Genomic DNA, 26,869 nt, shown 5'->3' with positions numbered 1-26,869 from the left:
GCGGGGGGGGGTGGCCTGGCGGGCGTTGTGGCGGAGCAGCGCGTAGGGGTGGGCTCGGGGGGTGGCGCGGGGGGCGGGTGCCCGCTCGCCGGGCCGGGCGCCCCAGCGGGCCAGCTCGCCGAAGGCGATGAGGACGCCGAAGGCCAGGGCGTTGGCGGGTTCGTCGAGGCCGTGCCACAGGGTGAAGCCGAGGGCGGTGAGGGTGAGCAGGAGGGCGGCGCCGTGGACGACCCTGGTGGTGGTGCGCGCGGCGTTCGTCGGGGCGGCTTTCGTGAGGGCGGCCTTCACAGGGGCGGCCTTCCTGCGGGCCGCGGATCGGCGTGGCCGTGGGGCTCCGCGGGGTCCAGGGCCGTCGGCGGCGATTCCCGGGGGGCCGGGACGGCGGGCTCGCCGGCGGTGACCTCCGGCTGCCAGCCGTGCTCGTGGAGCGCCCGGGTGAGCGCGTCGACCATGCGCGGGTCGAAGTGGGTGCCCGCACAGCGCCGCAGCTCGGCGAGGGCCGTCTCCACGGGCCGGGCACGGCTGTAGGACCGGGTGGAGGTCATGGCGTCGAAGGCGTCGGCCACGGCGACCACGCGCGCGTACTCGGGGATCTGATGGCCCTTGAGCCCGTACGGGTAACCGGAACCGTCCATGCGTTCGTGGTGGTGGAGGATCGCGGTGCGGGCCTCGCCGAGGAAGCCGATGCCGCGGACCATCTCGTGCCCGTACTCGGGGTGGAGTTCGATGACCCGGCGCTCGTCGGGGGTGAGCGGGCCGTCCTTGCGCAGGACGCGGGTGGGGACGCCGAGTTTGCCGACGTCGTGGAGGATGCCGGCGAAGCGGACGACCTCCAGGCGGGGTTCGTCCATGCCGAGCTCACGGGCGATCAGGACGGAGGCGTGTCCGACGCGTTCGCTGTGGCCGCGGGTGTAGCGGTCCTTGATGTCGACGGCCTGGACGAGGGCCCTGATGGTGGCCTGGTGGGCGGCGCGCTCCCGGTGGTACTGGGCGAAGCCCCAGCAGGAGATGTACATGGGGAGCAGGACGAAGAGGGCGGCCGGTGGACCGTAGCTGCTGCGCCAGAGGACGGCCATCATCAGGCCTGCCAGGCCGTGCACCGCGTGCGGGGCCAGGGCGCGGCCGAGCAGCCCGCGCCACGCGGTGCGCAGCGGGAACTGTTCGGCGGTGGCGCGGATGGCGCCGTCGAGGGCGGTGAGGACCAGGCAGAAGGTGAGGGCCGTGGCGCCGGCCGGCAGGAGCACGTACGGGAAGTCGGGGACGTCCGGGCCCAGTCCCAGCGCGTCGGGGCAGCGCAGGGCCTCGCCGGTCCGGGCGGCGGCCCAGACGGCGAGGGCGAGCTGGGCGGCCCGCCAGGCCCGGCGCAGGGCGAAGGGCGGGCGCTCGACGCGGGCGAGCACGGCCCCGGGCAGGGCGGTGAGCGCGGCGGCGGCGGGCGGCAGCAGCAGGGCGGCGGCGAGCAGGACCGGGAAGAAGGAGCCGGTGCCGAGCGGCGCGGGACCGCCGTCGGGGCCGCCGCCGAGGACCCGGCCGGTGAGCCGGCAGCGGGCCGGCAGCTCGCAGACCGGGTAGAGGGTCGCGAGCAGCAGCACCGTCGGCCAGGGCGTGCCGGGGCGTAAGGCGGGCAGGGTGACCGCGGCGGCGGCCAGCAGGGCACAGCCGATGAACACGCGTGCCGTTCGCGGGACCACCATCACGCCCGCCACGCTAGCGAGTCGGGTTCCGTGGAGCGGCCGGGCCCGGGCGATTCGCACCATCGGGTGATACAAGCCGATGGGCGGATAGACAGACCGGGAGCCGGGCGAGTGCTCGCCCGGCTCCCGGTACGCGTCCTGCTGCTACTGCTCCTGCGGGGTCGCGGACGGAGCGGCCACGTCCTGCTCGGGCACGAGGTGGCCCGAACGGATCAGCTCGATCCGGCCCATCACCTTGGCGCGCAGGTCGACCGGCACGTCGTCACTGCCGCAGCAGCGCTTGACCAGCTTCTTCACGGCCTGTTCGAGGCCGTACTTCTCCAGGCACGGGGAGCACTCCTCGAAGTGCACCTCGAACTTGGTGCATTCACCGTCGGGCATCTCCCGGTCGAGGAACTCGTAGAGATGGTCCAGGACCTCTGAGCAGTCCGTCTCGTGCGGGTCTCCGCAGCTCATGAGCCCGAGCCTTTCAGATCGTGCGACGACTCACCGGCGCCCGCGGGAACCAGCCCGCGGTCGCGGGCGTAGTCCTCGAGCATGCCGCGCAGCTGGCGGCGGCCCCGGTGCAGTCGGGACATCACCGTACCGATGGGTGTCCCCATGATGTCCGCGATCTCCTTGTACGCAAAGCCCTCTACGTCGGCGAGATAGACGGCGATGCGGAACTCCTCGGGGATCGCCTGCAGCGCTTCCTTCACGTCGGAGTCCGGCAGGTGGTCGAGGGCCTGGGACTCCGCGGACCGCAGTCCGGTCGACATGTGCGACTCGGCGCGGGCGAGCTGCCAGTCCTCGATCTCCTCGGCAGCCGAGCGCTGGGGCTCACGCTGCTTCTTGCGGTACGAGTTGATGAAGGTGTTCGTGAGGATGCGGTACAGCCACGCCTTCAGGTTCGTGCCCTCGCGGAACTGGTGGAACGAGCCGTACGCCTTCGCGTAGGTCTCCTGCACCAGGTCCTCGGCGTCCGCGGGGTTGCGCGTCATGCGCAGCGCGGCCGAGTACATCTGGTCGAGGTAGCCGAGGGCGTCCCGCTCGAAGCGCGCGTTGCGCTCCTCGGTCGTCTCCTCGGGGCCTTCGTCGGTCCCTGTGTCGGTCCCAGTGACCGGACCCACCTCCTCCAGCGCTGCGGCGAACCCGAACGCGGACCCGCTCGCTTCGGAGGATAGACGAGGAACCGCTCCGTCCGCCGCCCGAATAGGCGTGCCCTTGGGCGCAGGCAGTACCGTCCAGTCCAGGTCAGCGGCCTGCGGGCGCTGCGGGCAGATGGTCGAACCCATGCGACGGACTCCCTCTTCCTTGCTCTCCGGTACCGACGTCCCTCACAACAGTGGTCCCGCACTCAACATTCCCGGTGCGGCGGCGCGGTCAGCGAAGTGACGCGATCCACCCCGTGACGCCGCGGACGATCATGTCCAGGGCCTCGTCCTGGGTGATCGCGGCCCGCTTGGGCACGGCGAAGCCGTGGTCGCCGTACGGAACCTCGACGAGGGTGTGGTCACCGGGCGGGAACTCGGCGGGTTTCCCGAACGGGTCGTTGCCGCCCTGGACGACGAGGGTCGGCACGCCGGAGCCGCGTAGTTCGTCACCTCGGGACTTCTCCGGCCGGCCCGGCGGGTGCAGCGGGAAGCTCAGCGCCAGGACGGCGCTCGCGCCGAGCTCGCGGGCGGTGCGGCAGGCGACCCGGGCGCCGGCGCTGCGCCCGCCGGCGATCACCGGCAGCCCGGGCGCGGCGAGCGCCGGCCAGAGGCCGCGCCACCCGGTGTCCAGCGTCTTCGGTGCGGGCGCGACCTTCTTGCCCGCGACCCGCCAGGGCTGCTCGACCAGGGCGACGGTCACGCCTTCGGCGGGCAGGGCCGCGGCCAGGGCCCGCAGGTCGCGGGCCTCGATGCCGCCGCCCGCGCCATGGCTCACGGCGAGCACGGTCCACGGCTTCTTGGCGGCGTGCCAGGTGATCCGGGCGTCCCCGGCGTCGGTCGGAACGGTCTCGCTCTTCGTCACGGTCACCTGCCCATCCTGCCCCGGCCGGCCTGCGAAAGCCGGTCTCCGGAGCCCGCCGCCGGAAGCAGGTCTCCGGAGGCCTGTCTCCGGAAGAGGTCGCGGGAGGCGAGTCTCCGGAAGCGGGTCTCCGGAAGGGCGTCGCCGGCTCCGCTCCCTCAGAAGAGCGTCGCCACCTCCGGGCCCTCCAGCTCCGTCAGCAGCTCGGGCCCGTTGTTCCGTACGTTGCTGACGGCGGTCGCCACCGGGTAGGCCCGCATCAGGCCCCCCGGCGGCGGGGCGAGCAGCGAGCGCAGCTCGTCGAGGCCGGTGCGGGACGGGTCCAGCCAGGCGTCCCAGCGGTCGGGGGTCAGCATCAGCGGCATCCGGGGGTGGATGTCGGCGAGCGAGCGCGGGCCCTCGGCCGGGGCCACGCCCAGCGGACCGGTCTCGGCCTCGGTGGTGACCACCGAGCAGGTCACCCACCAGGCCTGCGGGTGGTCGTCGGGCAGGGTGCGGTCCCGCCAGAACTCGTAGAGCCCGGCCATGGCGAAGACCGAGCCGTCTGCGGGGGTCACGAAGTACGGCTGCTTACGGGGCCGCTTCTTCCTGCCCTCGACCTCCAGCTCCCGCTCCTCGGCCGCGGTCACCCACTCGTAATAACCGTCGGCGGGCAGGATGCAGCGGCGGGCCGAGAAGGCCTTCTTGAAGGAGGGCTTCTCGTGCAGGGTCTCCGCGCGGGCGTTGATCATCCGGGCGGCGCCCTCCGGGCTCTTCGCCCAGGACGGCACGAGCCCCCACTTCAGGACCCGCATCTGGCGAACCGGCCGCCGTGATTCCGCGTCTTTCAGGGGACGCTCCAGGATCGCGTAGACCTCCTTGGTGGGGGCCACGTTCCAGTCGGGGGCCAGGGTCTCCTCGGGCTCCCACTTCTCGACCTCGAAGGCGTCCACCAGGTCCTCGGGGCGCCTGCTCGCCGCATACCGTCCGCACATAAGTGCCACACTGCCACGTCCCACCCGTCGTCCACCGAGGAGCCCGTCAACAAAATGAGCCCCGAACTCGACCTCCTCGGCACCCAGCCGGCGCCGGCGACGTGGATCGTGGTCGCCACGGCGGTCGCCGCCCTCGCCGCCGTCGTCCCCCGCCCCATATGGCGGCTGTCCAGGAACGCCATCACCATCGCCCACGAGGGCGGCCACGGTCTGGTCGCGCTGGTCACCGGCCGCCGCCTGCAGTCGATCCGGCTGCACTCGGACACCAGCGGGCTGACCGTCTCGCGCGGCCGGCCGACCGGCCCCGGCATGATCCTCACGGCCGCCGCGGGCTACACGGCCGCCCCGCTGCTCGGGCTCGGCGGCGCCGCGCTGCTCACCTCGCACCACGTGACGCTGCTGCTCTGGCTGGCCACGGCCCTGCTCCTCGCGCTCCTGGTGATGGTGCGCAACGCTTACGGGATCTTCACCGTCCTGCTGACCGGCGCCCTGTTCCTCCTGGTGTCCTGGCTGGCGGGACCGGACGTCCAGTCCGTGTTCGCCTACGCGGCGGTGTGGTTCCTGCTGCTCGGCGGGGTACGTCCGGCGTTCGAACTGCAGGTCAAGCGGCGGCACGGCGGCGCCGGGGACTCCGACGCCGACCAGCTCTCCCGGCTCACCCACGTGCCTGCCGCGCTGTGGCTGTTCTTCTTCCACGCGGTCTCCCTGAGCGCCCTGATCGGCGGCTTCCGCTGGCTCCTGGGGTGGTGACTCCCCCGTAAAGTGAGGGCATGACCGAAAGCTCCGCGTCCACCGATCCCCTCACCGGCCTCTGGCCCGCCCCGTATGCGGGCGGCGCCGTCGACGCCACCGTCACCGTGCCCGGATCGAAGTCGGTCACCAACCGCGCCCTGGTGCTCGCCGCGCTGGCCGCCGAGCCGGGCTGGGTGCGCCGGCCGCTGCGCTCGCGCGACACCGTGCTCATGGCGGAGGCCCTGCGCGCCCTCGGCGTCAAGATCGAGGAAGGCGTGGGCCCGGACGGCACGGGCGAGGCCTGGCGGGTCCTCCCGGCCGGACTGCGCGGCCCCGCGGCCGTGGACGTCGGCAACGCGGGCACGGTCATGCGCTTCCTGCCGCCGGTCGCGGCCCTGGCCGACGGCCCGGTCCGCTTCGACGGCGACCCGCGCTCCCACGAGCGCCCGCTGCACGGCGTGATCGACGCGCTGCGCGCGCTGGGCGCCCGCATCGACGACGACGGGCGCGGCGCGCTGCCGATGACCGTGCACGGCGCCGGCGGCCTGGAGGGCGGTGTCGTGGAGATCGACGCCTCCTCGTCGTCCCAGTTCGTCAGCGCCCTGCTGCTCTCGGGCGCCCGCTTCAACCACGGCGTCGAGGTACGGCACGTCGGCGACCGGCTCCCCTCGCTGCCGCACATCCGGATGACGGTCGACATGCTGCGGGCGGTCGGCGCCCAGGTCGACGAGCCCGAGCACGGCGGCCGCCCCGACGTGTGGCGGGTGGCGCCGTCGGCGCTGCTCGGCCGCGACCTGGTGGTGGAGCCCGACCTGTCGAACGCCCAGCCGTTCCTGGCCGCGGCGCTGGTCACCGGCGGCCGGGTCACGGTGCCCGACTGGCCCGAGCGGACCACCCAGCCCGGTGACGCGCTGCGGGAGATCTTCACCGAGATGGGTGGCTCCTGCGAGCTGACCGAGCGGGGTCTGACGTTCACGGGAACCGGCCGGATCCACGGCATCGACGTGGACCTCGGCGAGGTCGGCGAGCTGACCCCGGGCATCGCGGCCGTCGCCGCGCTCGCCGACTCGCCCTCCACCCTGCGCGGCGTCGCCCATCTGCGGCTCCACGAGACGGACCGGCTGGCGGCGCTGACCAAGGAGATCAACGGTCTGGGCGGCGACGTCACGGAGACCGAGGACGGGCTGCGCATCGTCCCGCGTCCGCTGCGCGGCGGGGTCTTCCACACGTACCACGACCACCGGATGGCGACGGCGGGCGCGATCATCGGCCTCGCCGTGGAGGGCGTGGAGATCGAGAACGTGGCGACGACGGAGAAGACCTTGCCCGACTTCCCGAGGATGTGGACCGAAATGCTCGGAGCCTGAGCCATGCGGCGTTACGGGAAGCACACCGACGAGGACGACATCCGCCAGCGGCCCAACCGTAAGGGCACCCGTCCGCGCACCACGATCCGTCCGAAGCACGAGGACGCCGAGGAGGGCATGGTCCTCACGGTCGACCGGGGCCGGCTGACCTGCCTCGTCGACGACCGGGTCGTGCTGGCGATGAAGGCCCGCGAGCTGGGCCGCAAGGCCGCCGTGGTCGGCGACCGGGTCTCCCTGGTCGGCGACCTGTCCGGCGAGAAGGACACGCTGGCGCGGATCGTGCGCATCGGCGAGCGCAGCTCGGTGCTGCGCCGCACGGCCGACGACGACGATCCGTACGAGCGGGTGGTCGTCGCCAACGCCGACCAGCTGGCGATCGTGACCGCGCTCGCCGATCCCGAGCCGCGCCCCCGACTGATCGACCGGTGTCTGGTCGCGGCCTACGACGGCGGGCTCTCGCCCTTCCTGGTCCTGACGAAGTCGGACCTGGCGCCGCCGTCGGCGCTTCTGGAGCTGTACGGCGACCTGGACATCCCGTACGTCGTGGTGAACCGCGACGAGCTGTACGACGGCGCGGCGGCGGACCGGGTGCGCGAGCACCTGGGCGGCCGGGTGACCGCGTTCGTGGGGCACTCGGGCGTGGGCAAGACGACGCTGGTGAACGCGCTGGTGCCGGAGGAGCGGCGGCGGGTCACCGGTCGCGTGAACGCGGTGACGGGCCGCGGCCGGCACACCACGACCTCGGCGCTCGCGCTGCCGCTGGACAAGGCGGACGGCTGGGTCATCGACACGCCGGGCGTGCGGTCCTTCGGGCTGCACCACGTCGACCCGGCCCGGGTCATCCACGCCTTCCCGGACCTGGAGCCGGGCACGGAGGACTGCCCGCGGGCGTGCAGCCACGACGAGCCGGACTGCGCGCTCGACGCGTGGGTGGCGGAGGGCAAGGCGGACCCGGCGCGCCTGGTGTCCCTGCGCCGGCTGCTCGCGACCCGCGAGCGGCGCGAGGGCGACTGACGAGGCGGCCGCAGGGACGGCCGGGCGGGCCGCCGACGGCGGTGGCGAGGGCCCGGCCGCGGCGCGTTCACCCGTCTCGCTCACGTTTGCGGGCGCGGGCTGTTGGTAAGTGCATAATCGCACCAAGTGAGACGAAGCAGTCACCGACGGCGTGGGAGGCACTGACGATGGCGTGGCTGCTGGTGGTGGTCGCCGGCCTGCTGGAGACCGGTTTCGCGGTGTGCCTGAAGCTCTCCCACGGCTTCACCCGGCTGTGGCCGACCATCGCCTTCGCGGCCTTCGCGCTCGGCAGCTTCGGCCTGCTGACCCTGGCGCTGCGCAAGCTCGACGTGGGTCCGGCGTACGCGGTGTGGACCGGGATCGGCGCGGCGGGGACCGCGATCTACGGGATGGTCTTCCTCGGTGACGTGGTGTCCACGCTCAAGATCGTCTCGATCACGCTGGTGATCGCCGGCGTCATCGGCCTCCAGCTGTCCGGCTCGGCGCACTGAGCCCGCGGCACCCCCGCCGAGGCGACCACGTACGACAGGGCGAGGCGCAGCGTCAGCTCGCAGCCGCGGACGGCTGTCCCGGGTTCCTCCGCGAGCAGGGCCGCGGCCCGGTCCCTCGCCTGGAGCAGCAGTTCGCCCGGTGACGGTACCCCGGCGTCGGCCCGGCGCTGTTCGGGTACGGCGGCGCGGGTCCCGCTGCGCGCGGGCCGCGGAGCGGGCAGCAGTTCGCCCCATGCGCCGGTGAGCAGGGCGCGCATGAGGGGCCGGGCGGCGGCCGCGGCGACGGTCCACTCGGCGGCGGCCACGAGCCGGCGTGCGGGCGGTCCCGGCCGGGCGAGTGCGGCCTCGACGCCCCGGAGGTAGAGGTCGGCCTCGCGCCGTACGAGGGCGCGGGCGAGCCCTTCCTTGCTGCCGAACTCGTTGTAGAGGGTCTGGCGGGAGACCCGGGCGCGGGCGGCCACGTCGACCATCCGCACGGCGGACCAGGGCAGCGTGCCGAGGGCCGCGAGGGCCGTGTCGAGCAGGGTCTCTCGGGCAGTCGGCATCGTCGCCTCCCAGCCGGATCGGTTCTGCGCTCAGCGTTGACGGACGGCCACGCACTGTCAAGGGCCGCCGCGGGCCGACGCTTCTTCGGGGGATAGAGTTTCGACCATGGCCGATTACCACGACGATCTGCGTCTCGCCCATGTCCTCGCGGATGCCGCGGACGCGGCCACGATGGACCGGTTCCAGGCGCTCGACCTGAAGGTCGAGACGAAGCCCGACATGACGCCGGTGAGCGAGGCGGACCAGGCCGCCGAGGAGCTGATCCGCGGGCAGCTGCAGCGCGCCAGGCCGCGGGACGCGATCCTCGGCGAGGAGTACGGCGTGCAGGGCACGGGCCCACGCCGCTGGGTGATCGACCCGATCGACGGCACCAAGAACTACGTGCGCGGCGTGCCGGTGTGGGCGACGCTGATCGCGCTGATGGAGGCCGGCGAGACCGGTTTCCAGCCGGTGGTGGGCGTGGTCTCGGCGCCCGCGCTCGGCCGCCGCTGGTGGGCGGCGAAGGGGCTCGGCGCGTACACCGGCCGCAGCCTGGCCTCGGCGACCCGGATCGGGGTGTCGAAGGTCGGCCGCCTGGAGGACGCCTCGTTCGCGTACTCCAGCCTGACCGGCTGGGAGGAGCGTGGACGGCTCGACGGCTTCCTCGACCTCAGCCGCGCGGTGTGGCGGACCCGGGCGTACGGCGACTTCTGGCCGTACATGATGGTCGCCGAGGGCTCGGTGGACATCTGCGCGGAGCCGGAGCTGTCGCTGTGGGACATGGCGGCCGTCGCGATCGTGGTCCAGGAGGCGGGCGGCACGTACACCGGCCTGGACGGCCGCCACGGCCCGCACAGCGGGAACGCGGCGGCCTCCAACGGGCTGCTGCACGGGGAGCTGCTGAGCTACCTGGGCGGCTGAGCGGGTCCCGGCAGGCCCGTGGCGCTGCGAACGGAATCCACGCGGCGCACGTGACTGCACCTCAGCGCGCCACGCGCGCCCCCTTGTTGGGTGTCGCTCCCGGTGTCACTCTGAGACTCCCCCCTTTGTGAACTTGTGAAAGAGTTCTCGAAGTCACCGAATCGGAGGTGGTTCCCTCCATGCTCGTCCGTGACGCCATGAGCACCGTGATCCTCACCATCGGCCCGGCCCACACCCTCCGTCAGGCGGCGCGGCTGATGTCGGCGCGACGCGTCGGCGCGGCCGTCGTGCAGGACGGTGATGCCGGCGGTTTCGGCATCCTCACCGAACGCGACATCCTCAACGCCATCGGCACCGACCGGAACCCCGACCACGAGACCGCCGACGCCCACACCACCCGGGACGTCGTCTTCGCCGCCCCGACCTGGACCCTGGAGGAGGCCGCGGGGGCCATGACGCGCGGCGGCTTCCGCCATCTCGTGGTGCTCGACGACCACGGCCCGGTCGGCATCGTCTCCGTCCGCGACATCATCCGCTGCTGGCTCCCGGTGCACAGCGCCGCCTGACGAGGCGTCACACGAGGGCGCCGACGTGCGAGAGGGCCGGACCCCCGTACGCATACGGGAGGTCCGGCCCTCTTCACCTACGGCAGCGGCCGTCAGCCACGCAGGGCCTGGACCGCGGCGTCGAGCCGCTTGCCGAAGTCTTCGTCCGCCTTGCGGAAGTTGTCGATCGCGCGCTCGGCGATGTCGTCGCGGGAGACCTTGGCGATGAAGCCGGCCAAGTTCCCGACCAGACGGCCCTTCTCGTCCTCCGCCATCAGCCGGTAGAGGTCACCGGCCTGCCGGAAGTCGTCGTCCTCGGCGTGCGCGGGCGTCGGGTGGTCGCCGGTCGCACCGGACACCGGCAGCGGCTCCCACAGCGGGCGGCCGGTCTGCTGCGGGCCGCCGAAGCTGTTCGGCTCGTAGTTCTTCGCGCCGCCGTGCCGGCCGTCGTAGAGGAATCCGTCCCGTGCGTGGGTGCGGGCCTCGGTGGCGTGCGGGCGGTTGACCGGCAGGTGGTCGGCGTTGATGCCGACGCGGTAGCGGTGGGCGTCGCCGTAGGCGAAGAGGCGGCCCTGGAGCATCTTGTCCGGGGACGGGCCGATGCCCGGCACGAAGTGCGCGGGGCTGAAGACCGACTGCTCGACCTCCGCGAAGACGTTCTGCGGGTTGCGGTTGAGCTCCAGCCTGCCGATCTCGATCGGCGGGTAGTCCGCGTGCGGCCACACCCTGGTGAGGTCGAAGGGGTTGAAGCGGTAGGTCGCCGCGTCGGCCGCCGGCATGATCTGCACCTGCACGGTCCAGGTGGGGAAGTCGCCGCGCTCGATGGCCTCGCGCAGGTCGCGCTGGTGGGAGTCGGGGTCCTCGCCGGCCAGCCGGTCGGCCTCGGCCTGGGTGAGGTTCCTGATGCCCTGGTCGGTCTTGAAGTGGTACTTGACCCAGAAGACCTCGCCGGCCTCGTTGTTCCACTGGTAGGTGTGCGAGCCGTAGCCGTTCATGTGGCGGTACGAGGCGGGGATGCCGCGGTCGCCGAAGAGCCAGGTCACCTGGTGGGTGGACTCGGGGCTCAGGCCCCAGAAGTCCCACACGTTGTCCGCCTCCTGGGAGCCGGTGTACGGGTCGCGCTTCTGGGTGTGGATGAAGTCGGGGAACTTGATGGCGTCCCGGATGAAGAAGACGGGCGTGTTGTTCCCGACGAGGTCGTAGTTGCCCTCCTCGGTGTAGAACTTCAGCGCCCAGCCGCGCGGGTCGCGCACGGCGTCGGCCGAGCCCAGGCTGCCCGCGACGGTGGAGAAGCGCAGGAAGGTCTCGGTCTGCTTGCCGACCTCGGACAGGAACTTCGCCCGGGTGTACTTCGTGACGTCGGCGGTCACCGTGAAGGTGCCGTAGGCCCCGGCGCCGCGGGCGTGCACCACGCGCTCCGGGATCCGCTCGCGGTTGAAGCGGGCGAGCTTCTCCAGCAGGTGCTGGTCCTGGACGAGGACCGGCCCGCCGATGCCCGCCGTCTCGCTGTTCTGGTTGTCCGCGACCGGTGCCCCGGCCTCCGTGGTGAGCGGTCCCTGCGTCATGGTGCGCCTCCTGTCGTCGCCTGGCCCGACTCGATCCTACGATGGACTTTGTCTAAGTCAAGCCTCCATCCAAAGTCACACGGATTCGGGACTCGTCGGCGGTGGCTGTTACCCTGACTCCCATGAGTGACCTGTTGGAACGACTGCGCGGCCGTGGCTGGCGGATGACCGCACAGCGTCGCGTCGTGGCCGAGGTGCTGGACGGGGAGCACGTGCACCTGACCGCCGACGAGGTCCACGCCCGCGCCGTGGAGCGCCTGCCCGAGATCTCGCGGGCCACCGTCTACAACACGCTGGGCGAGATGGTCACGCTCGGTGAGGTGATGGAGGTCGCGACGGACGGCCGCGCCAAGCGGTACGACCCGAACGCGCACCGGCCGCACCAGCACCTGGTCTGCGCCCGCTGCGGCGCGATCCGCGACGTGCACCCGGCCGGTGACCCGCTGGCCGACCTGCCCGACACCGAACGCTTCGGCTTCACGATCTCGGACGTCGAGGTCACGTACCGGGGCATCTGCCCGAGCTGCGCGACGACCGCCTGACGCCTCCACGCGAAAGCCCCGCCGCATGGCGGGGCTTTTCCGCGTCTGCCCGCATGTCGCACCTGCCCGCTTCACGCGTACGCCTAATGCGGGAACGACGAAGGCCCGGATCGTCGAGACGATCCGGGCCTTCGTGCTACTGAGTAGCGGGGACAGGATTTGAACCTGCGACCTCTGGGTTATGAGCCCAGCGAGCTACCGAGCTGCTCCACCCCGCGTCGGTGAACCCAACCTTACGGGACCGTTCGGAGCAGAGCAAATCGGTTAGGCGGGTGAACCATGTGAGCCGCGTTACGCCGTGAGCACCCCGTGACACAGGGGCGTGCCCGGGACACAGGGGCGTGTCGGGACCCAGGGGGGCGTCCGGCTCACGCCGTCAGCTCCTGGTGCAGCGCCTCGCTCAGGCGCGCCGCGCGCTCCGCCACCTCCGCCGGGCCCAGCTCCACCGCCCGGTCGCACCAGCGGCGGCCTTCGGTGAGCTCGCCGCGCCGGGCCGCGAGCAGCGCGAGCCGCAGCGCGGCCCTGCCGTGCCCGGCGTGGGCGGCGCGGGTCCACCACAGGGCCGCCTCCCGCTCCGCGCCCTCGCGGGCGAGCAGCAGGCCCAGGTTGAACGCGCCGTTGCGGGAGCCGGCCTCGGCCGCCTCCCGGTACCAGCGGGCGGCCTCCGCCACGTCGCCGCGCCCGGCGGCGAGCATGCCGACCCGCACCTGGGCACGGCGGTGGCCCTGCTCGGCGGCCCGCTCGTACCACTCCTCGCACTCGCTCTTCTCCTCGCGCGGCGCGCCGAGGACGGCCGGACCGGGGGCCGGGCGGCGTGCGTCGAGGACGGTGGCCAGCCGGTAGGCGGCCTCGGCGCTGCCGCCGCCCGCCGCGCACCGCAGATGGCGTTCGGCGGTCTGCTCGTCGCCGTCGCGCAGGCGCGCGATGCCGACCTGGAGGGCGGCCTCGGTGTGCCCGGCGGCGGCGGCCCGCTCGTACCAGGCGAGCGCGGTCCGGTCGTCGTCCCGGCCGGCGTGGAGGATGCCCAGGTTGAAGGCGGCGTCGACGCTGCCGGCCTCGGCGGCCTTGGAGAACCACGGCTCGGCGCCGTTGGCGTCCCCGGCCTGGAGCAGCAGCACGGCGAGCGCGTTGGCCGCCTCGCGGTGCCCGGCGTACGCGGCGCGCCGGTACCACTGCTCGGCCTGCGCGGTGCGCTCCTGGGCGGCGCAGAGCAGCCCGAGGTTGTAGGCGCCGTTCACGTCGCCCGCGTCCATGGCGGCGCGGTACCAGCGCTCGGCGGTCTGCTGCTCACCGCGGGCGGCGTGCAGCGCGCCGAGCGCGTTGGCGGCGTTGCCGTCGCCGTCCTGGGCGGCCCGCAGCCACCACACGGCGGCGCTCTCCTCGTCGCCGGCGTCGCGCAGCAGGAAGGCCAGGGCGCAGGCGGCCTTGGCCTCGCCGTCCTTGGCGGAGGTCAGGTACCAGCGGCCGGCCTCCTTGAGGTCGCCGCGCTTCTCCAGGATCGCCCCGAGGTGCAGGGCGGCCCGCCGGTGGCCGCGCGCCGCGGCCTGCCGGAACCACTGCTCGGCCTCGGCGAGGCCGTCCGCGTCGCCGGCCGGGGCGCCTCCCGCGGCCACGAGCGGGCCCTCGCCGCCGGCCGCCGGGCTCGCGCCGGTGCGGGCGCCGCCCGGGCGCAGCCGGGTGCCGGTGTCGTACGCGTGGGGCCCGCGGGACGGCTCGGTGGCCCGCCGCTCCAGAGCGAGCGCGAGCCGGTACGCGGCCTCGCGGTGGCCCTGCTCGGCGGCGGCGCGCAGCCAGCGCTCGGCGCCGACGTCGCTGCGGTGCTCCAGGAGGTCGGCGAGGGCGTACGCGCCGAGGGCGTGGCCCTGCTCGGCGGCCTGGCGCAGCCAGTACTCGGCGGCGGGTTCGTCGCCGCGCTCCCGGTGGTGCCGGCCGAGCGCGTGGGCGGCCGGCGCGGAGCCGGCGACGGCGGCGACCCGCCACCAGCCGGCGGCCTCGTCCGGGTAGCCGCGCTGGTGGAGCAGGACGCCCAGGTTGTTGGCGGCGGCGCGGTCGCCCTGTGCGGTGGCGCCGCGCAGATAGGGCTCGGCGCCGTCCAGGTCGCCGCGGCGCAGCAGCAGCGCGCCCAGGACACTCATGGACGCGGCGTCGCCTTTCTCGGCGGCGAGGCGGTGGCGGGCCTCGGTCTCGGCCTCGGTCTCCTGCTCGGCGGTGGTGTCGACGGCCGCACCGACGGCTTCTGCGGCCTCGATGATCTCGTCTGCGGCGTTTCCGGCATGCCGCTGCACAAACCGCCCTGTCTCCAACAGAGTTGCCCTGTCCCCCATAAATACCATCGTCGCACCACCTGCAACCCGCGTACACCTGGTATACCGCAGCCAGTGAGGTCACTTCAGCGTTTTGTCGACATGCCCACAGAGAGACAAGTCAAACACGACTCGCCCCAACTCGCCCCATCCCTACCGCCCTTCGGGCCGGTCGCGCCCCCGGACACACGCCGAGGGCCCGAATCCTTACGGATCCGGGCCCTCGTACTGAGTAGCGGGGACAGGATTTGAACCTGCGACCTCTGGGTTATGAGCCCAGCGAGCTACCGAGCTGCTCCACCCCGCGTCGGTAACGCAACCGTATCACGACGCGGAGTGAAGCCCTGACCGGTTATCCGCTCCCGGTGGTCGCCGACGGGCTCGGGGACGCCGACGTGCTCGGGGTCGCCGACGGGCTCGCCTGCGGCGCGGGCTTGGTGCCGCCCGTGCCGCCCGGTCCCGTCTGGAGCTTCGCTCCCGCCTCGGCGGCCCGCTGGAGCGCGTCCTGCAGGGCCTCCTGGGCCTTGCCGTACGCCGCCCAGTCCTGCTTCTGCAGCGCCGCCTCGCCGTCGTCGAACGCCTTCTGCGCGTCCGCGATGGCCTGCTTGAGCGCCGCGTCGTTCGTGGCCGGCTGCGTCGGCGGCTTGGTGCCCGGCGGCTGCGGGGCCGGCGGCTCCGCACCCCTGACCCCGAACACCGCGTTCAGCGATGCCGTCAGGTTGTCCTCGAACACCGTGGTGTCCTTGGTGGTGTCGCCCTTCGGCTGGTCGGCGTCCACGTAGGACACCGCGACCTTCTTCAGCAGCGGGTACTGCGCGTTGCGGCCCTGCGCGTACACCGGCTCCACGTAGAGGAAGCCGCCGTCCAGCGGGACCGTCAGCAGGTTGCCGTAGATGATGTCGGAGTCGGCGCCCTTCATGTCACGGACGAACGTCGCCACCGACGGAAGGCTGTTGAGCTTGTTCTGGACCTGCTCGGGTCCCGGCACGTCCTCCGTGACCGACAACAGCCTTATCCGGCCGTAGTCCTTGCTGTCGGCGTCGGCGTCCACCGCCATGAAGGCGCCCAGGTTGGGCCGCCCGTTCGGCGTGAACGTCGTCGTCAGCGAGAACTTCTGCGACGTGTCCCCGGGCATCTTGATGCTCAGGTAGTACGGCGGGACCGCGTTGCCCTCCTTGTTGGTCGGGTCGTCCGGCACCTGCCAGGCGTCCGAGCCGCTGTAGAACTGCGCCGGGTCCTGCACGTGGTAGCGGGTCAGCAGCTCGCGCTGGACCTTGAACATGTCCTGCGGGTAGCGCAGGTGGGCGAGCAGGTCCGGCTTGATCGCGGAGCGCTCCTTGACCGTGCCCGGGAAGGCCTTCATCCAGGTCTTCAGGACCGGGTCCTTGGTGTCCCACTGGTAGAGGGTCACCGTGCCGTCGTACGCGTCGACGGTGGCCTTCACCGAGTTGCGGATGTAGTTGACCTGGTTCTGCTGGGCGACGACCGCGCGCTGCTGGTTGCCGACCGTCAGGGCGTCCGCGGTGCTCTCGCCCAGCGTGGTGCGCGAGGCGTACGGGTAGCCGTTGGTCGTGGTGTACGCGTCGACGATCCACTGGATCCGGCCGTCGACGACCGCCGGGTAGGCGTCGCCGTCGATGGTCAGCCACGGCGCGACGGCCTCGACCCGCTCCTTGGGAGTGCGGTTGTAGAGGATCCGCGAACCGTCGCCGATGGCCCCCGAGTAGAGGATCTGCGGCTCGCTGAACGCGACCGCGTAGGCCGCCCGGTTGAAGGTGTTGGAGAGGCTGACCCCGCTGTTGCCCTGGTAGCTGGTGGTCTTCTCGCCGTTGTCCTCGTAGTCGAGCTCCTTCTGGGGCCCGCCCACGATCGAGTACTGGTCGGTCTTCTCGCCGTAGTAGATGCGCTGCTCGTACTTCGGGAGCATGCCGGTGGTCGGCAGGCCCTGCTCCGTGAAGACCGGGGAGCCGTTGGCGTCCGTCTGGGTGCCGGTCGCCATGATGGCGCCGTAGCCGTGCGTATAGGTGAAGTGGTCGTTGATCCAGTTCCGCTTCGGGATGCCCTTGATGTTGAGCTCACGCAGACCGACGACGGTGTCCTTGCCGCTGTAGCGGTCCACGTCCAGGGTGAGCGGGAACTGGTAGTACTTCCGCTTCTGCTCCAGCTGCTGGAAGGTCGGCGAGACGACGTTCGGGTCGATCAGCCGGTAGCTGGCCGCCGTGTCCGCGTCGGCGCGCAGCTGGTCCTTCGCCTTCACCGTCGACTTGCCCGAGTAGTCCTCGGCCTTGGCGGAGTCGATCGCGTAGGCCTTGCGGGTCGCGTCGATGTTCTTCTGGATGTACGGCGCTTCCTTGGCCTGCTCGTTCGGCTGGACCTGGAACTTCTGCACGATCGCCGGGTACAGGCCGCCGATGAGGATCGCCGACAGCACCATCAGGCCGAAGCCGATCACCGGCAGCTGCCAGGTGCGCCGCCACAGCGTCGCGAAGAACAGCGCCGCGCAGATGACGGCGATGCAGAACAGGATCGTCTTCGCCGGCAGGTAGGCGTTGGCGTCCACGTAACGCAGACCCGTCCAGTTGCCGGTCGCCTTGAAGTCGCTGGACTTCACCGCGAGCCCGTACCGGTCGAGCCAGTAGGCCACGGCCTTCAGGGACACGAAGACGCCGAGCAGCACCGAGAGGTGGCCGGTCGCGGCGGCCGTCGCGCGGGCGCCGGGGCTGGTGATCCGCAGGCCGCCGTACAGGTAGTGGGTGAGGGCGGCGGCGATCAGCGAGAGGACGGTCGCGGCGAAGCCGAAGGCCAGCAGGAAGCGGTACCAGGGCAGGTCGAACGCGTAGAACGCGACGTCGAGCTGGAACTGCGGGTCCTTCTCGCCGAACTGGACCCCGTTCACCCACATCAGCCAGGTGCGCCACTGCCCGGAGGCGGAGGCGCCGGCGATCAGGCCGATCAGGGCGGTGACCGCGAGCAGCACCCACTTCTTGAAGGGCGCGAGACCCATCCGGTACCGGTCGAGGCTCTGCTGCTCCAGCGACATCGCGCTCAGCGGCGGCCGCAGCCGGTACGCCAGCCAGATGTTCAGGCCGACGGCCAGCGCCATCAGCAGACCGAAGACCAGGAACAGGCCGATCTTCGTCCACAGCGTGGTGGTGAACACGGACGAGTAGTGGACCGAGCGGAACCACAGCCAGTCCGTCCAGAACCCGGCGAACATCACGAACGCCATGCCGAGAACCGCCAGGACGCCCAGCGTCATCAGCAGCGTACGGGCGCGCCGCGACGGCCGGCCGACTCTGATCCTTGGCCCGGAAGGACCTGTGCCGCCTCCGCGGTCCGGCATCTGGAAAGCCAACGTGCGCCCCTCGAGGTTGATGCGTCGAATGCGTCGATAAGCAGGCTCCGCGATCGTAGAGCCCACTGATGCAACTTACTGAGGCTTTACCTAGTTCCCGTCTTCGGGGGAAGAGGAGGCAGGATATTGCCCATGTCCAACCTTTCCCCCTCCGGCCCTCCGATGGCCGCGAGCCCCCTCACCCGCGCCGTGCTCGAGATCGACGAGTACGCGTCGGGCCTCGGCTGGGACCGGCCGGCCCGGCTCTTCGCCCTGGTCGACACCGCCCGGCTGCGCGCCCAGGAGCCCGCCCTCGCCTCGCAGCTGGGCGCCGGCGGCGACGCCGCCGCCACCACGTACACGCCGATCGAGCAGGACGAGCTGCCGCCCGGCAAGCCGCTCGACGAGTTCCTCGGCACCATCGCCTGGCCCGACGCCGTGGCCGGCTGCGCCCTCACGGTCGAGCGGCAGATGCTGCCGCCGTCCGCCGAGGCCTCCGTGCCGAAGGACCTGAGCGAGGCCCAGCTCGCCAAGTGGGTGGCCCGGCACCCGGACCGCCAGGAGGTCCGGATGACGGTCGCGGTGCTGCGGGACGGGGCGCGCGAGGCCGCGATCCGGCTGCGCGAGAAGGACTCGCCGAGCGAGGTCCTCACCGGACCCGACCTGGTTCCGGGGCTCGCGGACGCGCTGGCGGCGACCTTCGAGTCGTGATCCCGGGGCCCGTCCGGCCCCGGGCCTGATCCGCCGGCCTAGGGCCTGTCCGGCGGATCAGGGCCGAATAGGCCCTAGCTCTTGGAGCAGCTGGGCAGCGACTTCGTGTCGCCCTTGCGCAGCTTCTCCAGCGACTTCGTCGCGTCGTCGATGGTGTCGACCTTGACGAGGGTGAGGCCGGCGGGCGTGTCGGAGGCGGCGGCCGCGCAGTTGTCGGCGGGCGTCAGGAAGTACTCGGCGCCCGCCCGGCGCGCGCCCACCAGCTTCATCTCGATGCCGCCGATCGGGCCGACCTTGCCCTTGTCGTCGATGGTGCCGGTGCCCGCGACGAACTTGCCGCCGGTGATCGAACCCGGGGTCAGCTTGTCGACGATGCCGAGCGCGAACATCAGGCCGGCGCTGGGGCCGCCCACGTCGGCCAGCTTGATGTCGATGGTGAACGGGAAGACGTGGTCGGTGCCGGCCTGGATGCCGACGATCGCCCGGTCGCCCTCCTCCGCCTTGGCGGTCCTGATGACCACCTTCTCGGTCTGCGTGGCGTCCTTGTGGGCCTTCTCCGCGGCGGCCGCCGCCTTGGCCGGGACGATCGTGAAGACCACGTCCTGGCCGGGATCGCGCTTGGTGACCTGCTTGGCCACGTCACCGGGCTCCTTGACGGCGACGCCGTCCACGGCGCGGATGACGTCGCCCGCGTGCAGCTTGCCCTCGGCGGGAGTGCCCTTGACGACGGTGGCGACGACCACCCGGGTGGTCACCGGGATGTTCAGCTCCTTGAGGGCGGCGACCTTGGCGCTCTCCTGGGACTGGCTGAACTCCTCGGCGTTCTCCTGGCTCGACTCCTCCTCGGTCTTGCCGTCCGGGTAGAGGGTGTCGTGTGGGACGACGACGCTGTCGTGGGCCAGCCAGCCGTAGACGGCCTCGACCGCGTTCATCCGGTAGTCCGCGCCGGTGACCCGGACCGTCGTCATGTTGAGGTGACCGTCGGTCGGGTACGTCTTGCGGCCCGAGATCTGCAGGACCGGCTCGCCACGCGCTTCACCGAGGGTGTTCACGGTCGGGCCGGGGCTCATCTCCGAGTACGGGACCGGAATGAGGACGCCGACGCAGAGCAGCGTGATCAGGACCAGGGTGGAGGCGAGCATCGTCGCGGTGCGGCGTGGCATGGAACGACAGTACGGGACTGGTCTGTGAGTGCACCCCTGGGGCGGTCCGTACGTGATCAGCCGGTGGTCGTCGCCGGGGCGGTATCACGCTCGGGCAGCGCCGAAGCGGAAGCGGCGGTCGCGGGGCCGGGGGTGCCGGTGGCGCCGGCATGGGACCGCTCCATGGCGTCCCGGAACCGCGCGTAGCCCGCGAGCTCGGCGACGTCGCCTATCGTCTTGTTCCGCGACGCCCAGCTGCCCCATATCGCCGCGCCGACGACGGCGAAAAGCGGAATCAACAACCAAACCAGCACTGCCATCCCGACCTCCCATCCCCAGTGGTCACCAGTGAGTTGATCAGCAGATTATTCATCCGCGGAACCAACGCTCACGCGCGGGGGCCGGTTACGCAAATCGGGCCGTTCGACTACAGGTGGTCGGCGTGGCGACTTGCCGGAAAGTGTGCGTGGGTAACCCTCGGCCGGGGGGGGGGACCAAGACAAGGGGTGGAGGCTCAGCAGGCGCCGACCCACTCCTCGGTGCCGTCCGAGAACTTCTGGTGCTTCCAGATCGGGACCTCGTGCTTGAGGTCGTCGATCAGCTTGCGGCAGGCCTCGAAGGCCTCGCCTCGGTGGGGGCAGGAGACCGCGACGACGACCGCGAGGTCACCCACACGGAGGTCACCCACACGGTGGACGGCGGCCAGGGCGCGGACCGGGTAGTCCGCCACCACCTTCTCCGCGACGCGACGCAGCTCGGCCTCGGCGCTGGGGTGACAGGAGTAGCCCAGCGCGTCCACGTCGGCGCCGCCGTCGTGGTTGCGCACCGTGCCGACGAACAGGGTCGTGCCGCCCGCCGCGTCGTCGCCGACCGCGCGGAAGACCTCGTCGACCGAGAGCGGCGTGTCCCGGATCGCGAGGAGCTTGATCGGGTCGTCCGCGGCCCGCTCGCCGGGGTGGTCGCCGTGGGCGTGGTTCTCTGCCATGGCTCCATCGTGCCGTACGGCACCGACAGCGCGGAATAGCGCTTTCCGCCGGTGGCGCGCGACCCTCCGTAGGAGGGTCCTACAGGCCGCGCCGCTTCCGCATCTGCCGGACCAGGGCCGCCGTGCCGAGCAGCGCCACCGTCGCGCCCGCGGCGCCGGCCGCCGTCGCGTCCTTGCGGCCGAGGCGGCGACCGGCGACCGTGTGCCGGCCCTGCACCTCCTCCAGGAGCGCGGCGAGCACCTCCTCGTTGGTCCACTGCGGCCGCCAGCCCGCGTCGTGCAGCCGCCCGACGCTCACCACCCACGGGTGCATCGTGTACGCGAGGTCGCCCGCCGGGGACGGGGTGAGGCCGATCCGGTGCAGGCGGGCCGCCGCGCCCAGGGCGACCGCCGAGGGCAGCTCCATGCGCCGGATGCCGGAGAGCTCCTCGACCTCCTCCTGTTCCAGCCAGCCGTCGCAGCCGACCGCGAACTCGCCGTCGACCTTCTCAAGGGCCGCGTACTCCAGCGCGCTGACCAGGTCGTCGACGTGGCAGAACTGCCAGGTGGGGCGCGATCCGGCGACGACGAGCAGCCGCGGCGACTCGAAGTAGCGGGTCAGCGCCGTGTCCGTACCGCCGACCAGGACCGCGGGGCGGACCACCGTCACGTTCAGGCCGGGGTGGGCGCGCGGGGCGCGGCGGGCGAGCCGCTCGATCTCCAGGAGGTCGCCGACGCCGGTGGCCTCGGCGGTGGCCCGCAGCTCGGCGTCCTCGGAGAGCGGGATGTCGTTGTCGGGCAGCGCGCCGTAGACCATCGCCGAGGTGCACAGCACCACCCGGTGCACGCCGGCCGCCGCCGCGGCGGTCAGGACGGTCTGGGTGCCGCGCACGTTGTACGCGGTGCGCGCGGCCGGGTCGGTCTCCAGGTCGAGGTCGACCGCGAGGTGCACGACGACGTCCGCGCTGCGCAGCTTCTCGGCGATGGCCGGGTCGCGCACGTCGAGGATGTGCCACTGCGCCTCGGACACCTCGCCCCGGCGCTCGTCGATCGCGATGACCTGCTTGACCTCCTCGGACTCGGCGAGGCGCCGGGTCAGGAGGTCGCCGACGCCGGACGCGGCACCGGTGACCGCGACGACGGGGCCGCGCGCGGCGGACCGGGTTGAGTGGTTTCGCGCTGCGCGAACCTGAGGGTCAGGGGAACTCACCGGGCGTCTCCAGCGGTTGTCTTCAGTACGTACCCGAATGACGCGTGCGTACCAGGTGGCGTCCATCCTGCCCCAGGCCACGGCCCGGCGGAGCACCGAGCCCGGATCCGGTGCGGATGTCAGGTGGTGGCTCGCCGGTCGGGCCGGATCAGGGAGGGGCGTCGCGAGCCCGGCCCGACCGGTGAGCCACCACCTACGCTGGTGGTGTGGAGTCGGGGAGGCGAGCCGAGCCGAGAGCCCGCCGTCGGCAGGAGCCGGCGGCCTGACGAGCCGAGGAAACCTGTGAGTGACACCCCATTCGGATTCGGCCTTCCGCCGGAGGAGCCGGAGAGCGGCGACGAAGGCAAGAAGAAGGACCCCGCCGGAGGTGGCCAGGGGTCCGGTGGTCAGGGCGACAACCCGTTCGGGGCGAACCCGTTCGGTTTCGCCATGCCGGGCATGGGCGGCCAGGGCGGCGCGGACAATCCGTTCGCCGCGATGTTCGGCAACCTGAACCCGCAGGACCTGGGTGCGGCCTTCCAGCAGCTCGGCCAGATGCTCAGCTACGAGGGCGGCCCGGTCAACTGGGACATGGCCAAGCAGATCGCGCGCCAGGTCGTCGCCCAGGGCACGGCCGACGGCACCAAGGACGCCAGCGTCGGCCCGGCCGAGAAGGCGGCGGTCGAGGAGGCGGTGCGCCTGGCGGACCTGTGGCTCGACCAGGCGACCTCGCTGCCCTCCGGCGCCGGCACGGCCGTGGCCTGGAGCCGCGCCGAGTGGGTCGAGGCGACCCTCCCGGCCTGGAAGCAGCTGGTCGACCCGGTCGCCGAGCGGGTCGGCGCGGCGATGGGCGACGTGCTGCCGCAGGAGATGCAGGCCATGGCGGGCCCGCTGATCGGCATGATGCGCTCCATGGGCGGCGCCATGTTCGGCCAGCAGATCGGGCAGGCCGTGGGCGTGCTCGCGGGCGAGGTCGTCGGCTCGACGGACGTCGGCCTGCCGCTGGGCCCGGCCGGCAAGGCGGCGCTGCTGCCGCTGAACGTGGCGGCCTTCGGCAAGGACCTGGGCGTGCCGGCGGACGAGGTCCGGCTGTACCTGGCCCTGCGCGAGGCCGCCCACCAGCGGCTCTTCGCGCACGTGCCGTGGCTGCGCTCGCACCTGTTCGGCGCGGTCGAGGGCTATGCCCGGGGCATCAAGGTCGACACCTCCAAGCTGGAGGAGGCGGTGGGCCAGCTGGACCCGACCCACCCCGAGCAGCTGCAGGAGGCGCTTCAGCAGGGCATGTTCCAGCCGGAGGACACGCCGGAGCAGAAGGCGTCCCTGGCCCGTCTGGAGACGGCCCTCGCGCTGGTCGAGGGCTGGGTGGACGCCGTGGTCCACGAGGCCGCGAAGTCCCGGCTGACCTCGGCGGACGCGCTGCGTGAGACGCTGCGCCGGCGCCGGGCGACCGGTGGTCCCGCCGAGCAGACCTTCGCCACGCTGATCGGCCTGGAGCTGCGTCCGCGCCGGCTGCGGGACGCCTCGCGGCTGTGGGCCTCGCTCACCGACGCGCGCGGCGTGGACGGCCGGGACGGCCTGTGGGAGCACCCGGACATGCTGCCGACGGCGACCGACCTGGACGACCCGGACGGCTTCGTACACCGCGAGCACATGGACTTCTCCGAGCTCGACAAGATGCTGGGCGAGGCGGCCAAGGGCGACTCCGAGGGTTCCCGGGACGGGGACGACGAGAAGTGAGCCTGCGCGACGACGCGATCCTCGTCCTGAAGGGGTACGAGGACCAGCCGGAGCTCCGTGACGTCTATCTGGAGCACCTGGCGGAGCACGAGGACGGCATGTACAAGCCGTGCACGGCCGGTCACCTCACCAGCAGCGCGCTGGTGATCGACCCCACGCGCGGGCAGGTCCTCCTCACCCTGCACCGGAAGCTGAACATGTGGCTGCAGATGGGCGGCCACTGCGAGCCGGGTGACCCGACGGTCGAGGCGGCGGCGCTGCGCGAGGCGACGGAGGAGTCCGGCATCGCGGGTCTGAGCCTGCTGCCCGGCGGTCCGGTGCGGCTGGACCGGCATCCGATCCCGGCGCCGTGCCACTGGCACCTGGACGTGCAGTACGCGGCGCTGGCCCCGGCCGGGGCGGCGGCGGAGATCAGCGACGAGTCGCTGGACCTGCGCTGGTTCGGGTACGACGAGGTGGCCGACGTGGCGGACACGTCGGTGGTGCGGCTCCTGGAGGGCACGCTGAAGCGCCTGTGACACATGGGCGCCTGTGAGGCACGGGTAAGGGGCGGTCGCCATGGCGACCGCCCCTTACCCGTGTCGTCACGGCTCAGTTCCAGGCGTTGTTCTGGTTCTGGGCGCGCGAGCCGTGCTGGCCGACGCCGAACTGGGCGGCGACGCCCTGGCCGAGGGCGGCGTTCTGCGGCGGCATGACCTCGCTGGGCTGGACGAGGGCGAAGCCCTGACCGAGGAAGCTGAGCTCCCAGCCCTCGCCGGTGTTGCCGCGCCGGCGCATGACGCTGCTGTTGACCGTCTGGGCCTGCATCTGCACCCGGAGGCCGGTGGACCAGGCGACGATGGCGTCCGCGTCGACGCTGACGTACTTCTCCGGGGTGACCTGCATCATCAGCGGCTGGCCCGAGGTCATCAGGGCGACCTTGCCGCGGCCGGAGATGTTCAGCTGGTACTTGCCGGTGCCGGAGATGCCGTACTGGCTGTCCACGGCGATGACCTCGGTGTGCAGCGTCGAGTCGAGCGCCAGCACGTACGAGCTGTCGACGGTCAGGCCCTCCTGCTCGACGTCCACGACGTGGATGTACTGGGCGAGGTTGGCGAAGTAGACCGTGCCCTGCCCGGAGCAGCGCATCAGGTCGAGGCCCTCACCGGTGCGGGCGCGGGCCCGGCGCTGGTTCGGGGTCTGGTACTCGCCGTCGAAGTCGACGAGGCCCTGGTAGGCGACCATCGCGCCCTTGCGGGCCAGGATGTCGTCCGAGCCGCCCAGGGTGACCCGCAGCAGCTGCGGGTTCTGGATGACGTAGCGGTCCTGGCTCTGCTGTTCGGCGTGGTTGAAAAGCGGGCTCTGCATGGTGTGTTCTCGCTCCCCCTCAGCCCCGGACCCGCAGGCGGTCCGTGCTGTCCTCGCTCGGCTGTACGACGACGATGCCCTGGCCCGAGAAGGCCATCTGGTACGCCTCGCCGCTGCCCCGCCCGATGAGCGAGCCGGCCTTGAAGCTGCGCTTGCCCTTCACCTTGAGGGCCGGCGACCAGGCGACGAGCGCGTCAGGGTCGACGTAGGTCTCGTCCTCGCCGCGGCCGCAGTCGACGACGATCGGCGTGCCGCGGGAGGTGAGGGCGACCCAGCCGGTGCCCGCGATCTCCACGTTGAACAGGCCCTGTCCGGCGAACTTGGCGAGTCCCTTGACCCGCTCGACGCCCCACTGGAGGTGGGCGTCGAAGGCGAGCACGTTGGTGCCGTTGACGGAGATCGAGTCGTTCTGGAGGTTGATCACGACGACGTCGGCGCCGTAGTCGGCGAGGTAGAGCAGACCGTCGCCGGAGCACTTCATGACCGGCGCGCCCTCTCCGGTGGCCCAGGCCTGCGCGACCTGGCGGAGGGCGGGCGGGTTGGGCTCGTAGCTGATGAAGCCCTCGTAGGCGACCATCGAGCCGGTGCGCGCGTACAGGTCCTGGCCGGAGGCCATGGCGACCTTCAGCATGGAGCGGCCGTGGTTCTCCATCCGGGCCGTGATCGGGGTCGGGGCGTAGCCCGCGAGTTGCTGGTTCATGGTTCCGGGCTCCTTCAGACCTCGTAGGGCTGGACGACGATGAAGTTCCCGGGAGCGCCCCGGAACTGGAGGTTCACGGTCTCTCCGCTGTGGCCGGGGTACGCGTTGCGGCGCAGCCTGACCTGGCTGGAGAGGATGACCTGGGAGGCGGCCGACCAGGCGACGACGGCGTTGCAGTCGGCGAAGGTGGTCGGCGTGACGGGCAGCACGACCGGGATGCCGTGGGTCTTCACGACGACGGTGCCGGTGCCCTGGAACTGCATGGTGAACAGGGCGCCGCCGGGGATGCCGTGGCCCTCGATGCGCCGGACCTCGTGCTGCAGCGACTCGTCGAAGGCGAGGACGTTCTCGGCGGAGACGCAGATGGCGTCGCCCTGGAGCTCGATCGGGTGCAGATGGGCGCCGTCCTCGGCGAGGAAGACCTGGCCGCGGCCGGTGCAGCGCATCAGCTGCATCTCCTGGCCGGTGGCGTTGCCGACGATCCGGCCGGTGAACCCGGCTCCCTTGTGGGCGAATTCGACCTTGCCCTGGTACATGACCATGGAGCCCTGCCGGGCCAGGACGGGAACGCCGCCCATGGCCAGGTCCACCCGCATGAGCTGCTGGTTCTGCGGGGTCCAGCGGGCACCGGTCGCGGTCTCCTTGTACGGCGCGAGCGCGGCGGCGAGCCCGGCGCCACCGGCCGGGACTCCCTGGGGCACGCCCTGCGGCACAGCCGGCTGCTGCGGGAACTGCCCGGGGACCTGACCGTACTGCGGCTGCTGCCCGTAGGGCGGCTGCTGGCCGTACGGGGCCGGGGCGGGCTGCCCGTAGGGGGCGGGCGCGCCGTGCGGCGGCGTCTGGCCCGGGACCTGGCCGGGCACCTGGCCGAACTGCGGCTGCTGCGGCGGCTGGCCGTACGGGCCCGGGGCCGGGGCGGGCGCCTGGGGCGCCTGCGGGGCCTGGGGCGCCGGAGGGGCCATGGGCGCGGCCATCGTCGGCGCGGCGTGCACGGGCGCGGGAGCCGGTGCGGGGGCGGGCGCGGGCGCGGGCGGGGCGCCGAACGCGGGCGCGGGGGCCGGCGCGGCCGGGGCCGGGGCG

26 protein-coding genes, 2 tRNA genes and 1 pseudogene are annotated in these 26,869 nt (G+C 72.4%); 10 read left to right on the top strand and 19 right to left on the bottom strand.

The window, feature by feature from the left end:
• From ACFVGS_RS28965 to ACFVGS_RS28940, 6 genes and pseudogenes are all read right to left on the bottom strand, one after another.
• Positions 1-288, bottom strand: a pseudogene (locus ACFVGS_RS28965) (hypothetical protein); the annotation flags it as partial.
• Positions 285-1,697, bottom strand: coding sequence for an HD-GYP domain-containing protein (locus ACFVGS_RS28960; RefSeq protein ID WP_384419834.1), 1,413 nt, complete (start codon positions 1,695-1,697; stop codon positions 285-287). The gene ACFVGS_RS28960 and the pseudogene ACFVGS_RS28965, both read right to left, overlap by 4 nt.
• A gap of 141 nt (positions 1,698-1,838) precedes the next feature.
• On the bottom strand, positions 1,839-2,150 hold the full coding sequence (gene rsrA, locus ACFVGS_RS28955) for a mycothiol system anti-sigma-R factor (protein WP_384419836.1): 312 nt from the start codon (positions 2,148-2,150) through the stop codon (positions 1,839-1,841).
• The gene (locus ACFVGS_RS28950) at positions 2,147-2,803 is read right to left on the bottom strand and encodes a sigma-70 family RNA polymerase sigma factor (protein WP_384419839.1); all 657 of its coding nucleotides are present in this window, start codon (positions 2,801-2,803) and stop codon (positions 2,147-2,149) included. The genes rsrA and ACFVGS_RS28950 overlap by 4 nt, the downstream gene beginning before the upstream one ends.
• Before the next feature lie 253 nt (positions 2,804-3,056).
• Positions 3,057-3,689: an alpha/beta family hydrolase gene (locus ACFVGS_RS28945; protein ID WP_384419880.1), complete on the bottom strand. Its 633-nt coding sequence runs from the start codon at positions 3,687-3,689 to the stop codon at positions 3,057-3,059.
• Between the two features lie 155 nt (positions 3,690-3,844).
• Positions 3,845-4,660 (bottom strand): SOS response-associated peptidase, encoded by an 816-nt coding sequence (locus ACFVGS_RS28940; protein WP_385694533.1) that lies wholly within the window; start codon positions 4,658-4,660, stop codon positions 3,845-3,847.
• 54 nt (positions 4,661-4,714) lie between these two features.
• Between ACFVGS_RS28940 and ACFVGS_RS28935 the strand changes: the two genes are divergently transcribed.
• The 4 genes from ACFVGS_RS28935 to ACFVGS_RS28920 all read left to right on the top strand — a co-directional run bounded on the left by ACFVGS_RS28935 (position 4,715) and on the right by ACFVGS_RS28920 (position 8,264).
• Positions 4,715-5,410 carry a M50 family metallopeptidase gene (locus ACFVGS_RS28935; protein WP_385694531.1) on the top strand — a complete coding sequence of 232 codons (696 nt, stop codon included), beginning with the start codon at positions 4,715-4,717 and terminating at the stop codon, positions 5,408-5,410.
• Positions 5,411-5,430: 20 nt separating this feature from the next.
• Complete coding sequence (gene aroA / locus ACFVGS_RS28930; RefSeq protein ID WP_385694528.1) at positions 5,431-6,759, top strand: 3-phosphoshikimate 1-carboxyvinyltransferase; 1,329 nt, start codon at positions 5,431-5,433, stop codon at positions 6,757-6,759.
• Between the two features lie 3 nt (positions 6,760-6,762).
• Positions 6,763-7,773 (top strand): ribosome small subunit-dependent GTPase A, encoded by a 1,011-nt coding sequence (gene rsgA, locus ACFVGS_RS28925; RefSeq protein ID WP_384419850.1) that lies wholly within the window; start codon positions 6,763-6,765, stop codon positions 7,771-7,773.
• A gap of 167 nt (positions 7,774-7,940) precedes the next feature.
• Positions 7,941-8,264, top strand: a complete 324-nt coding sequence (locus ACFVGS_RS28920) for a multidrug efflux SMR transporter (protein ID WP_128982996.1) — start codon at positions 7,941-7,943, stop codon at positions 8,262-8,264.
• Here ACFVGS_RS28920 and ACFVGS_RS28915 read toward each other — a convergent pair.
• Positions 8,156-8,809, bottom strand: a complete 654-nt coding sequence (locus ACFVGS_RS28915; RefSeq protein WP_384419853.1) for a TetR/AcrR family transcriptional regulator — start codon at positions 8,807-8,809, stop codon at positions 8,156-8,158. The two genes, ACFVGS_RS28920 and ACFVGS_RS28915, sit on opposite strands and share 109 nt — an antisense overlap.
• A 106-nt stretch (positions 8,810-8,915) precedes the next feature.
• Here ACFVGS_RS28915 and hisN point away from each other — a divergent pair, with 106 nt between their 5' ends.
• The gene (gene hisN / locus ACFVGS_RS28910; protein ID WP_384419856.1) at positions 8,916-9,710 is read left to right on the top strand and encodes a histidinol-phosphatase; all 795 of its coding nucleotides are present in this window, start codon (positions 8,916-8,918) and stop codon (positions 9,708-9,710) included.
• 179 nt (positions 9,711-9,889) lie between these two features.
• A complete protein-coding gene (locus ACFVGS_RS28905) occupies positions 9,890-10,276 on the top strand; it encodes a cyclic nucleotide-binding/CBS domain-containing protein (protein ID WP_385694524.1) in 387 nt (128 codons plus the stop codon).
• 92 nt (positions 10,277-10,368) lie between these two features.
• Here ACFVGS_RS28905 and ACFVGS_RS28900 read toward each other — a convergent pair whose 3' ends face one another.
• Complete coding sequence (locus tag ACFVGS_RS28900; RefSeq protein ID WP_384419862.1) at positions 10,369-11,820, bottom strand: catalase; 1,452 nt, start codon at positions 11,818-11,820, stop codon at positions 10,369-10,371.
• Positions 11,821-11,942: 122 nt separating this feature from the next.
• On the opposite strand from ACFVGS_RS28900, the gene ACFVGS_RS28895 reads away from it, so the two are divergent.
• Entirely contained in the window at positions 11,943-12,362 is a 420-nt protein-coding gene (locus ACFVGS_RS28895) for a Fur family transcriptional regulator (RefSeq protein WP_384419865.1), read from the top strand.
• Positions 12,363-12,506: 144 nt separating this feature from the next.
• On the opposite strand, the gene ACFVGS_RS28890 is transcribed toward ACFVGS_RS28895, so the two are convergent.
• From ACFVGS_RS28890 to ACFVGS_RS28875, 4 genes are all read right to left on the bottom strand, one after another.
• Positions 12,507-12,580 (bottom strand) — tRNA-Met (locus ACFVGS_RS28890).
• A 150-nt stretch (positions 12,581-12,730) separates the two neighbouring features.
• Positions 12,731-14,695: a tetratricopeptide repeat protein gene (locus ACFVGS_RS28885; protein WP_384423327.1), complete on the bottom strand. Its 1,965-nt coding sequence runs from the start codon at positions 14,693-14,695 to the stop codon at positions 12,731-12,733.
• Positions 14,696-14,898: 203 nt separating this feature from the next.
• Positions 14,899-14,972: transfer RNA gene (locus tag ACFVGS_RS28880), tRNA-Met, on the bottom strand.
• A 45-nt stretch (positions 14,973-15,017) separates the two neighbouring features.
• Positions 15,018-18,008, bottom strand: a complete 2,991-nt coding sequence (locus tag ACFVGS_RS28875; RefSeq protein WP_385694520.1) for a UPF0182 family protein — start codon at positions 18,006-18,008, stop codon at positions 15,018-15,020.
• A gap of 144 nt (positions 18,009-18,152) precedes the next feature.
• Here ACFVGS_RS28875 and ACFVGS_RS28870 point away from each other — a divergent pair, with 144 nt between their 5' ends.
• Positions 18,153-18,710: a PPA1309 family protein gene (locus tag ACFVGS_RS28870; RefSeq protein ID WP_384423331.1), complete on the top strand. Its 558-nt coding sequence runs from the start codon at positions 18,153-18,155 to the stop codon at positions 18,708-18,710.
• A gap of 74 nt (positions 18,711-18,784) precedes the next feature.
• Here ACFVGS_RS28870 and ACFVGS_RS28865 read toward each other — a convergent pair whose 3' ends face one another.
• The 4 genes from ACFVGS_RS28865 to ACFVGS_RS28850 all read right to left on the bottom strand — a co-directional run bounded on the left by ACFVGS_RS28865 (position 18,785) and on the right by ACFVGS_RS28850 (position 22,026).
• Positions 18,785-19,873, bottom strand: a complete 1,089-nt coding sequence (locus ACFVGS_RS28865) for a PDZ domain-containing protein (protein ID WP_384423333.1) — start codon at positions 19,871-19,873, stop codon at positions 18,785-18,787.
• A gap of 56 nt (positions 19,874-19,929) precedes the next feature.
• The gene (locus tag ACFVGS_RS28860) at positions 19,930-20,172 is read right to left on the bottom strand and encodes a hypothetical protein (RefSeq protein WP_385694589.1); all 243 of its coding nucleotides are present in this window, start codon (positions 20,170-20,172) and stop codon (positions 19,930-19,932) included.
• 194 nt (positions 20,173-20,366) lie between these two features.
• Entirely contained in the window at positions 20,367-20,837 is a 471-nt protein-coding gene (locus tag ACFVGS_RS28855; protein WP_128983016.1) for a molybdenum cofactor biosynthesis protein MoaE, read from the bottom strand.
• Positions 20,838-20,916: 79 nt separating this feature from the next.
• Positions 20,917-22,026: an SDR family oxidoreductase gene (locus ACFVGS_RS28850; RefSeq protein WP_385694516.1), complete on the bottom strand. Its 1,110-nt coding sequence runs from the start codon at positions 22,024-22,026 to the stop codon at positions 20,917-20,919.
• A gap of 282 nt (positions 22,027-22,308) precedes the next feature.
• Between ACFVGS_RS28850 and ACFVGS_RS28845 the strand changes: the two genes are divergently transcribed.
• Positions 22,309-23,742: a zinc-dependent metalloprotease gene (locus ACFVGS_RS28845; protein WP_384423337.1), complete on the top strand. Its 1,434-nt coding sequence runs from the start codon at positions 22,309-22,311 to the stop codon at positions 23,740-23,742.
• A complete protein-coding gene (locus ACFVGS_RS28840) occupies positions 23,739-24,260 on the top strand; it encodes an NUDIX hydrolase (protein ID WP_384423339.1) in 522 nt (173 codons plus the stop codon). Before ACFVGS_RS28845 ends, ACFVGS_RS28840 begins: the two co-directional genes overlap by 4 nt.
• 73 nt (positions 24,261-24,333) lie before the next feature.
• Here the strand turns inward: ACFVGS_RS28840 and ACFVGS_RS28835 are convergent, their stop codons facing one another.
• From ACFVGS_RS28835 to ACFVGS_RS28825, 3 genes are all read right to left on the bottom strand, one after another.
• On the bottom strand, positions 24,334-25,089 hold the full coding sequence (locus tag ACFVGS_RS28835; protein WP_385694512.1) for an AIM24 family protein: 756 nt from the start codon (positions 25,087-25,089) through the stop codon (positions 24,334-24,336).
• A gap of 19 nt (positions 25,090-25,108) precedes the next feature.
• Positions 25,109-25,789 (bottom strand): AIM24 family protein, encoded by a 681-nt coding sequence (locus tag ACFVGS_RS28830; RefSeq protein ID WP_384423611.1) that lies wholly within the window; start codon positions 25,787-25,789, stop codon positions 25,109-25,111.
• 14 nt (positions 25,790-25,803) lie between these two features.
• Positions 25,804-26,869 (bottom strand): AIM24 family protein (locus tag ACFVGS_RS28825; protein ID WP_385694509.1); only part of this gene is annotated, 1,066 nt, incomplete at its 5' end.

Origin of the sequence: Streptomyces sp. NPDC127114, from assembly GCF_042677525.1 — a bacterium.
Lineage (GTDB): Bacteria > Actinomycetota > Actinomycetes > Streptomycetales > Streptomycetaceae > Streptomyces.
Note: the sequence above shows the minus strand (reverse complement) of the source record. Positions and strands in the feature narration are given on the sequence as shown.

Bases quoted from the DNA above. Each gene is read 5' to 3' on its own strand.
- rsrA (WP_384419836.1), bottom strand. From the start codon at position 2,150: ATGAGCTGCGGAGACCCGCACGAGACGGACTGCTCAGAGGTCCTGGAC.
- ACFVGS_RS28940 (WP_385694533.1), bottom strand. From the start codon at position 4,660: ATGTGCGGACGGTATGCGGCGAGCAGGCGCCCCGAGGACCTGGTGGAC.
- ACFVGS_RS28935 (WP_385694531.1), top strand. From the start codon at position 4,715: ATGAGCCCCGAACTCGACCTCCTCGGCACCCAGCCGGCGCCGGCGACG.
- aroA (WP_385694528.1), top strand. From the start codon at position 5,431: ATGACCGAAAGCTCCGCGTCCACCGATCCCCTCACCGGCCTCTGGCCC.
- rsgA (WP_384419850.1), top strand. From the start codon at position 6,763: ATGCGGCGTTACGGGAAGCACACCGACGAGGACGACATCCGCCAGCGG.
- ACFVGS_RS28920 (WP_128982996.1), top strand. From the start codon at position 7,941: ATGGCGTGGCTGCTGGTGGTGGTCGCCGGCCTGCTGGAGACCGGTTTC.
- ACFVGS_RS28915 (WP_384419853.1), bottom strand. From the start codon at position 8,809: ATGCCGACTGCCCGAGAGACCCTGCTCGACACGGCCCTCGCGGCCCTC.
- hisN (WP_384419856.1), top strand. From the start codon at position 8,916: ATGGCCGATTACCACGACGATCTGCGTCTCGCCCATGTCCTCGCGGAT.
- ACFVGS_RS28905 (WP_385694524.1), top strand. From the start codon at position 9,890: ATGCTCGTCCGTGACGCCATGAGCACCGTGATCCTCACCATCGGCCCG.
- ACFVGS_RS28900 (WP_384419862.1), bottom strand. From the start codon at position 11,820: ATGACGCAGGGACCGCTCACCACGGAGGCCGGGGCACCGGTCGCGGAC.
- ACFVGS_RS28895 (WP_384419865.1), top strand. From the start codon at position 11,943: ATGAGTGACCTGTTGGAACGACTGCGCGGCCGTGGCTGGCGGATGACC.
- ACFVGS_RS28885 (WP_384423327.1), bottom strand. From the start codon at position 14,695: ATGGTATTTATGGGGGACAGGGCAACTCTGTTGGAGACAGGGCGGTTT.
- ACFVGS_RS28875 (WP_385694520.1), bottom strand. From the start codon at position 18,008: ATGCCGGACCGCGGAGGCGGCACAGGTCCTTCCGGGCCAAGGATCAGA.
- ACFVGS_RS28870 (WP_384423331.1), top strand. From the start codon at position 18,153: ATGTCCAACCTTTCCCCCTCCGGCCCTCCGATGGCCGCGAGCCCCCTC.
- ACFVGS_RS28865 (WP_384423333.1), bottom strand. From the start codon at position 19,873: ATGCCACGCCGCACCGCGACGATGCTCGCCTCCACCCTGGTCCTGATC.
- ACFVGS_RS28860 (WP_385694589.1), bottom strand. From the start codon at position 20,172: ATGGCAGTGCTGGTTTGGTTGTTGATTCCGCTTTTCGCCGTCGTCGGC.
- ACFVGS_RS28855 (WP_128983016.1), bottom strand. From the start codon at position 20,837: ATGGCAGAGAACCACGCCCACGGCGACCACCCCGGCGAGCGGGCCGCG.
- ACFVGS_RS28835 (WP_385694512.1), bottom strand. From the start codon at position 25,089: ATGCAGAGCCCGCTTTTCAACCACGCCGAACAGCAGAGCCAGGACCGC.
- ACFVGS_RS28830 (WP_384423611.1), bottom strand. From the start codon at position 25,789: ATGAACCAGCAACTCGCGGGCTACGCCCCGACCCCGATCACGGCCCGG.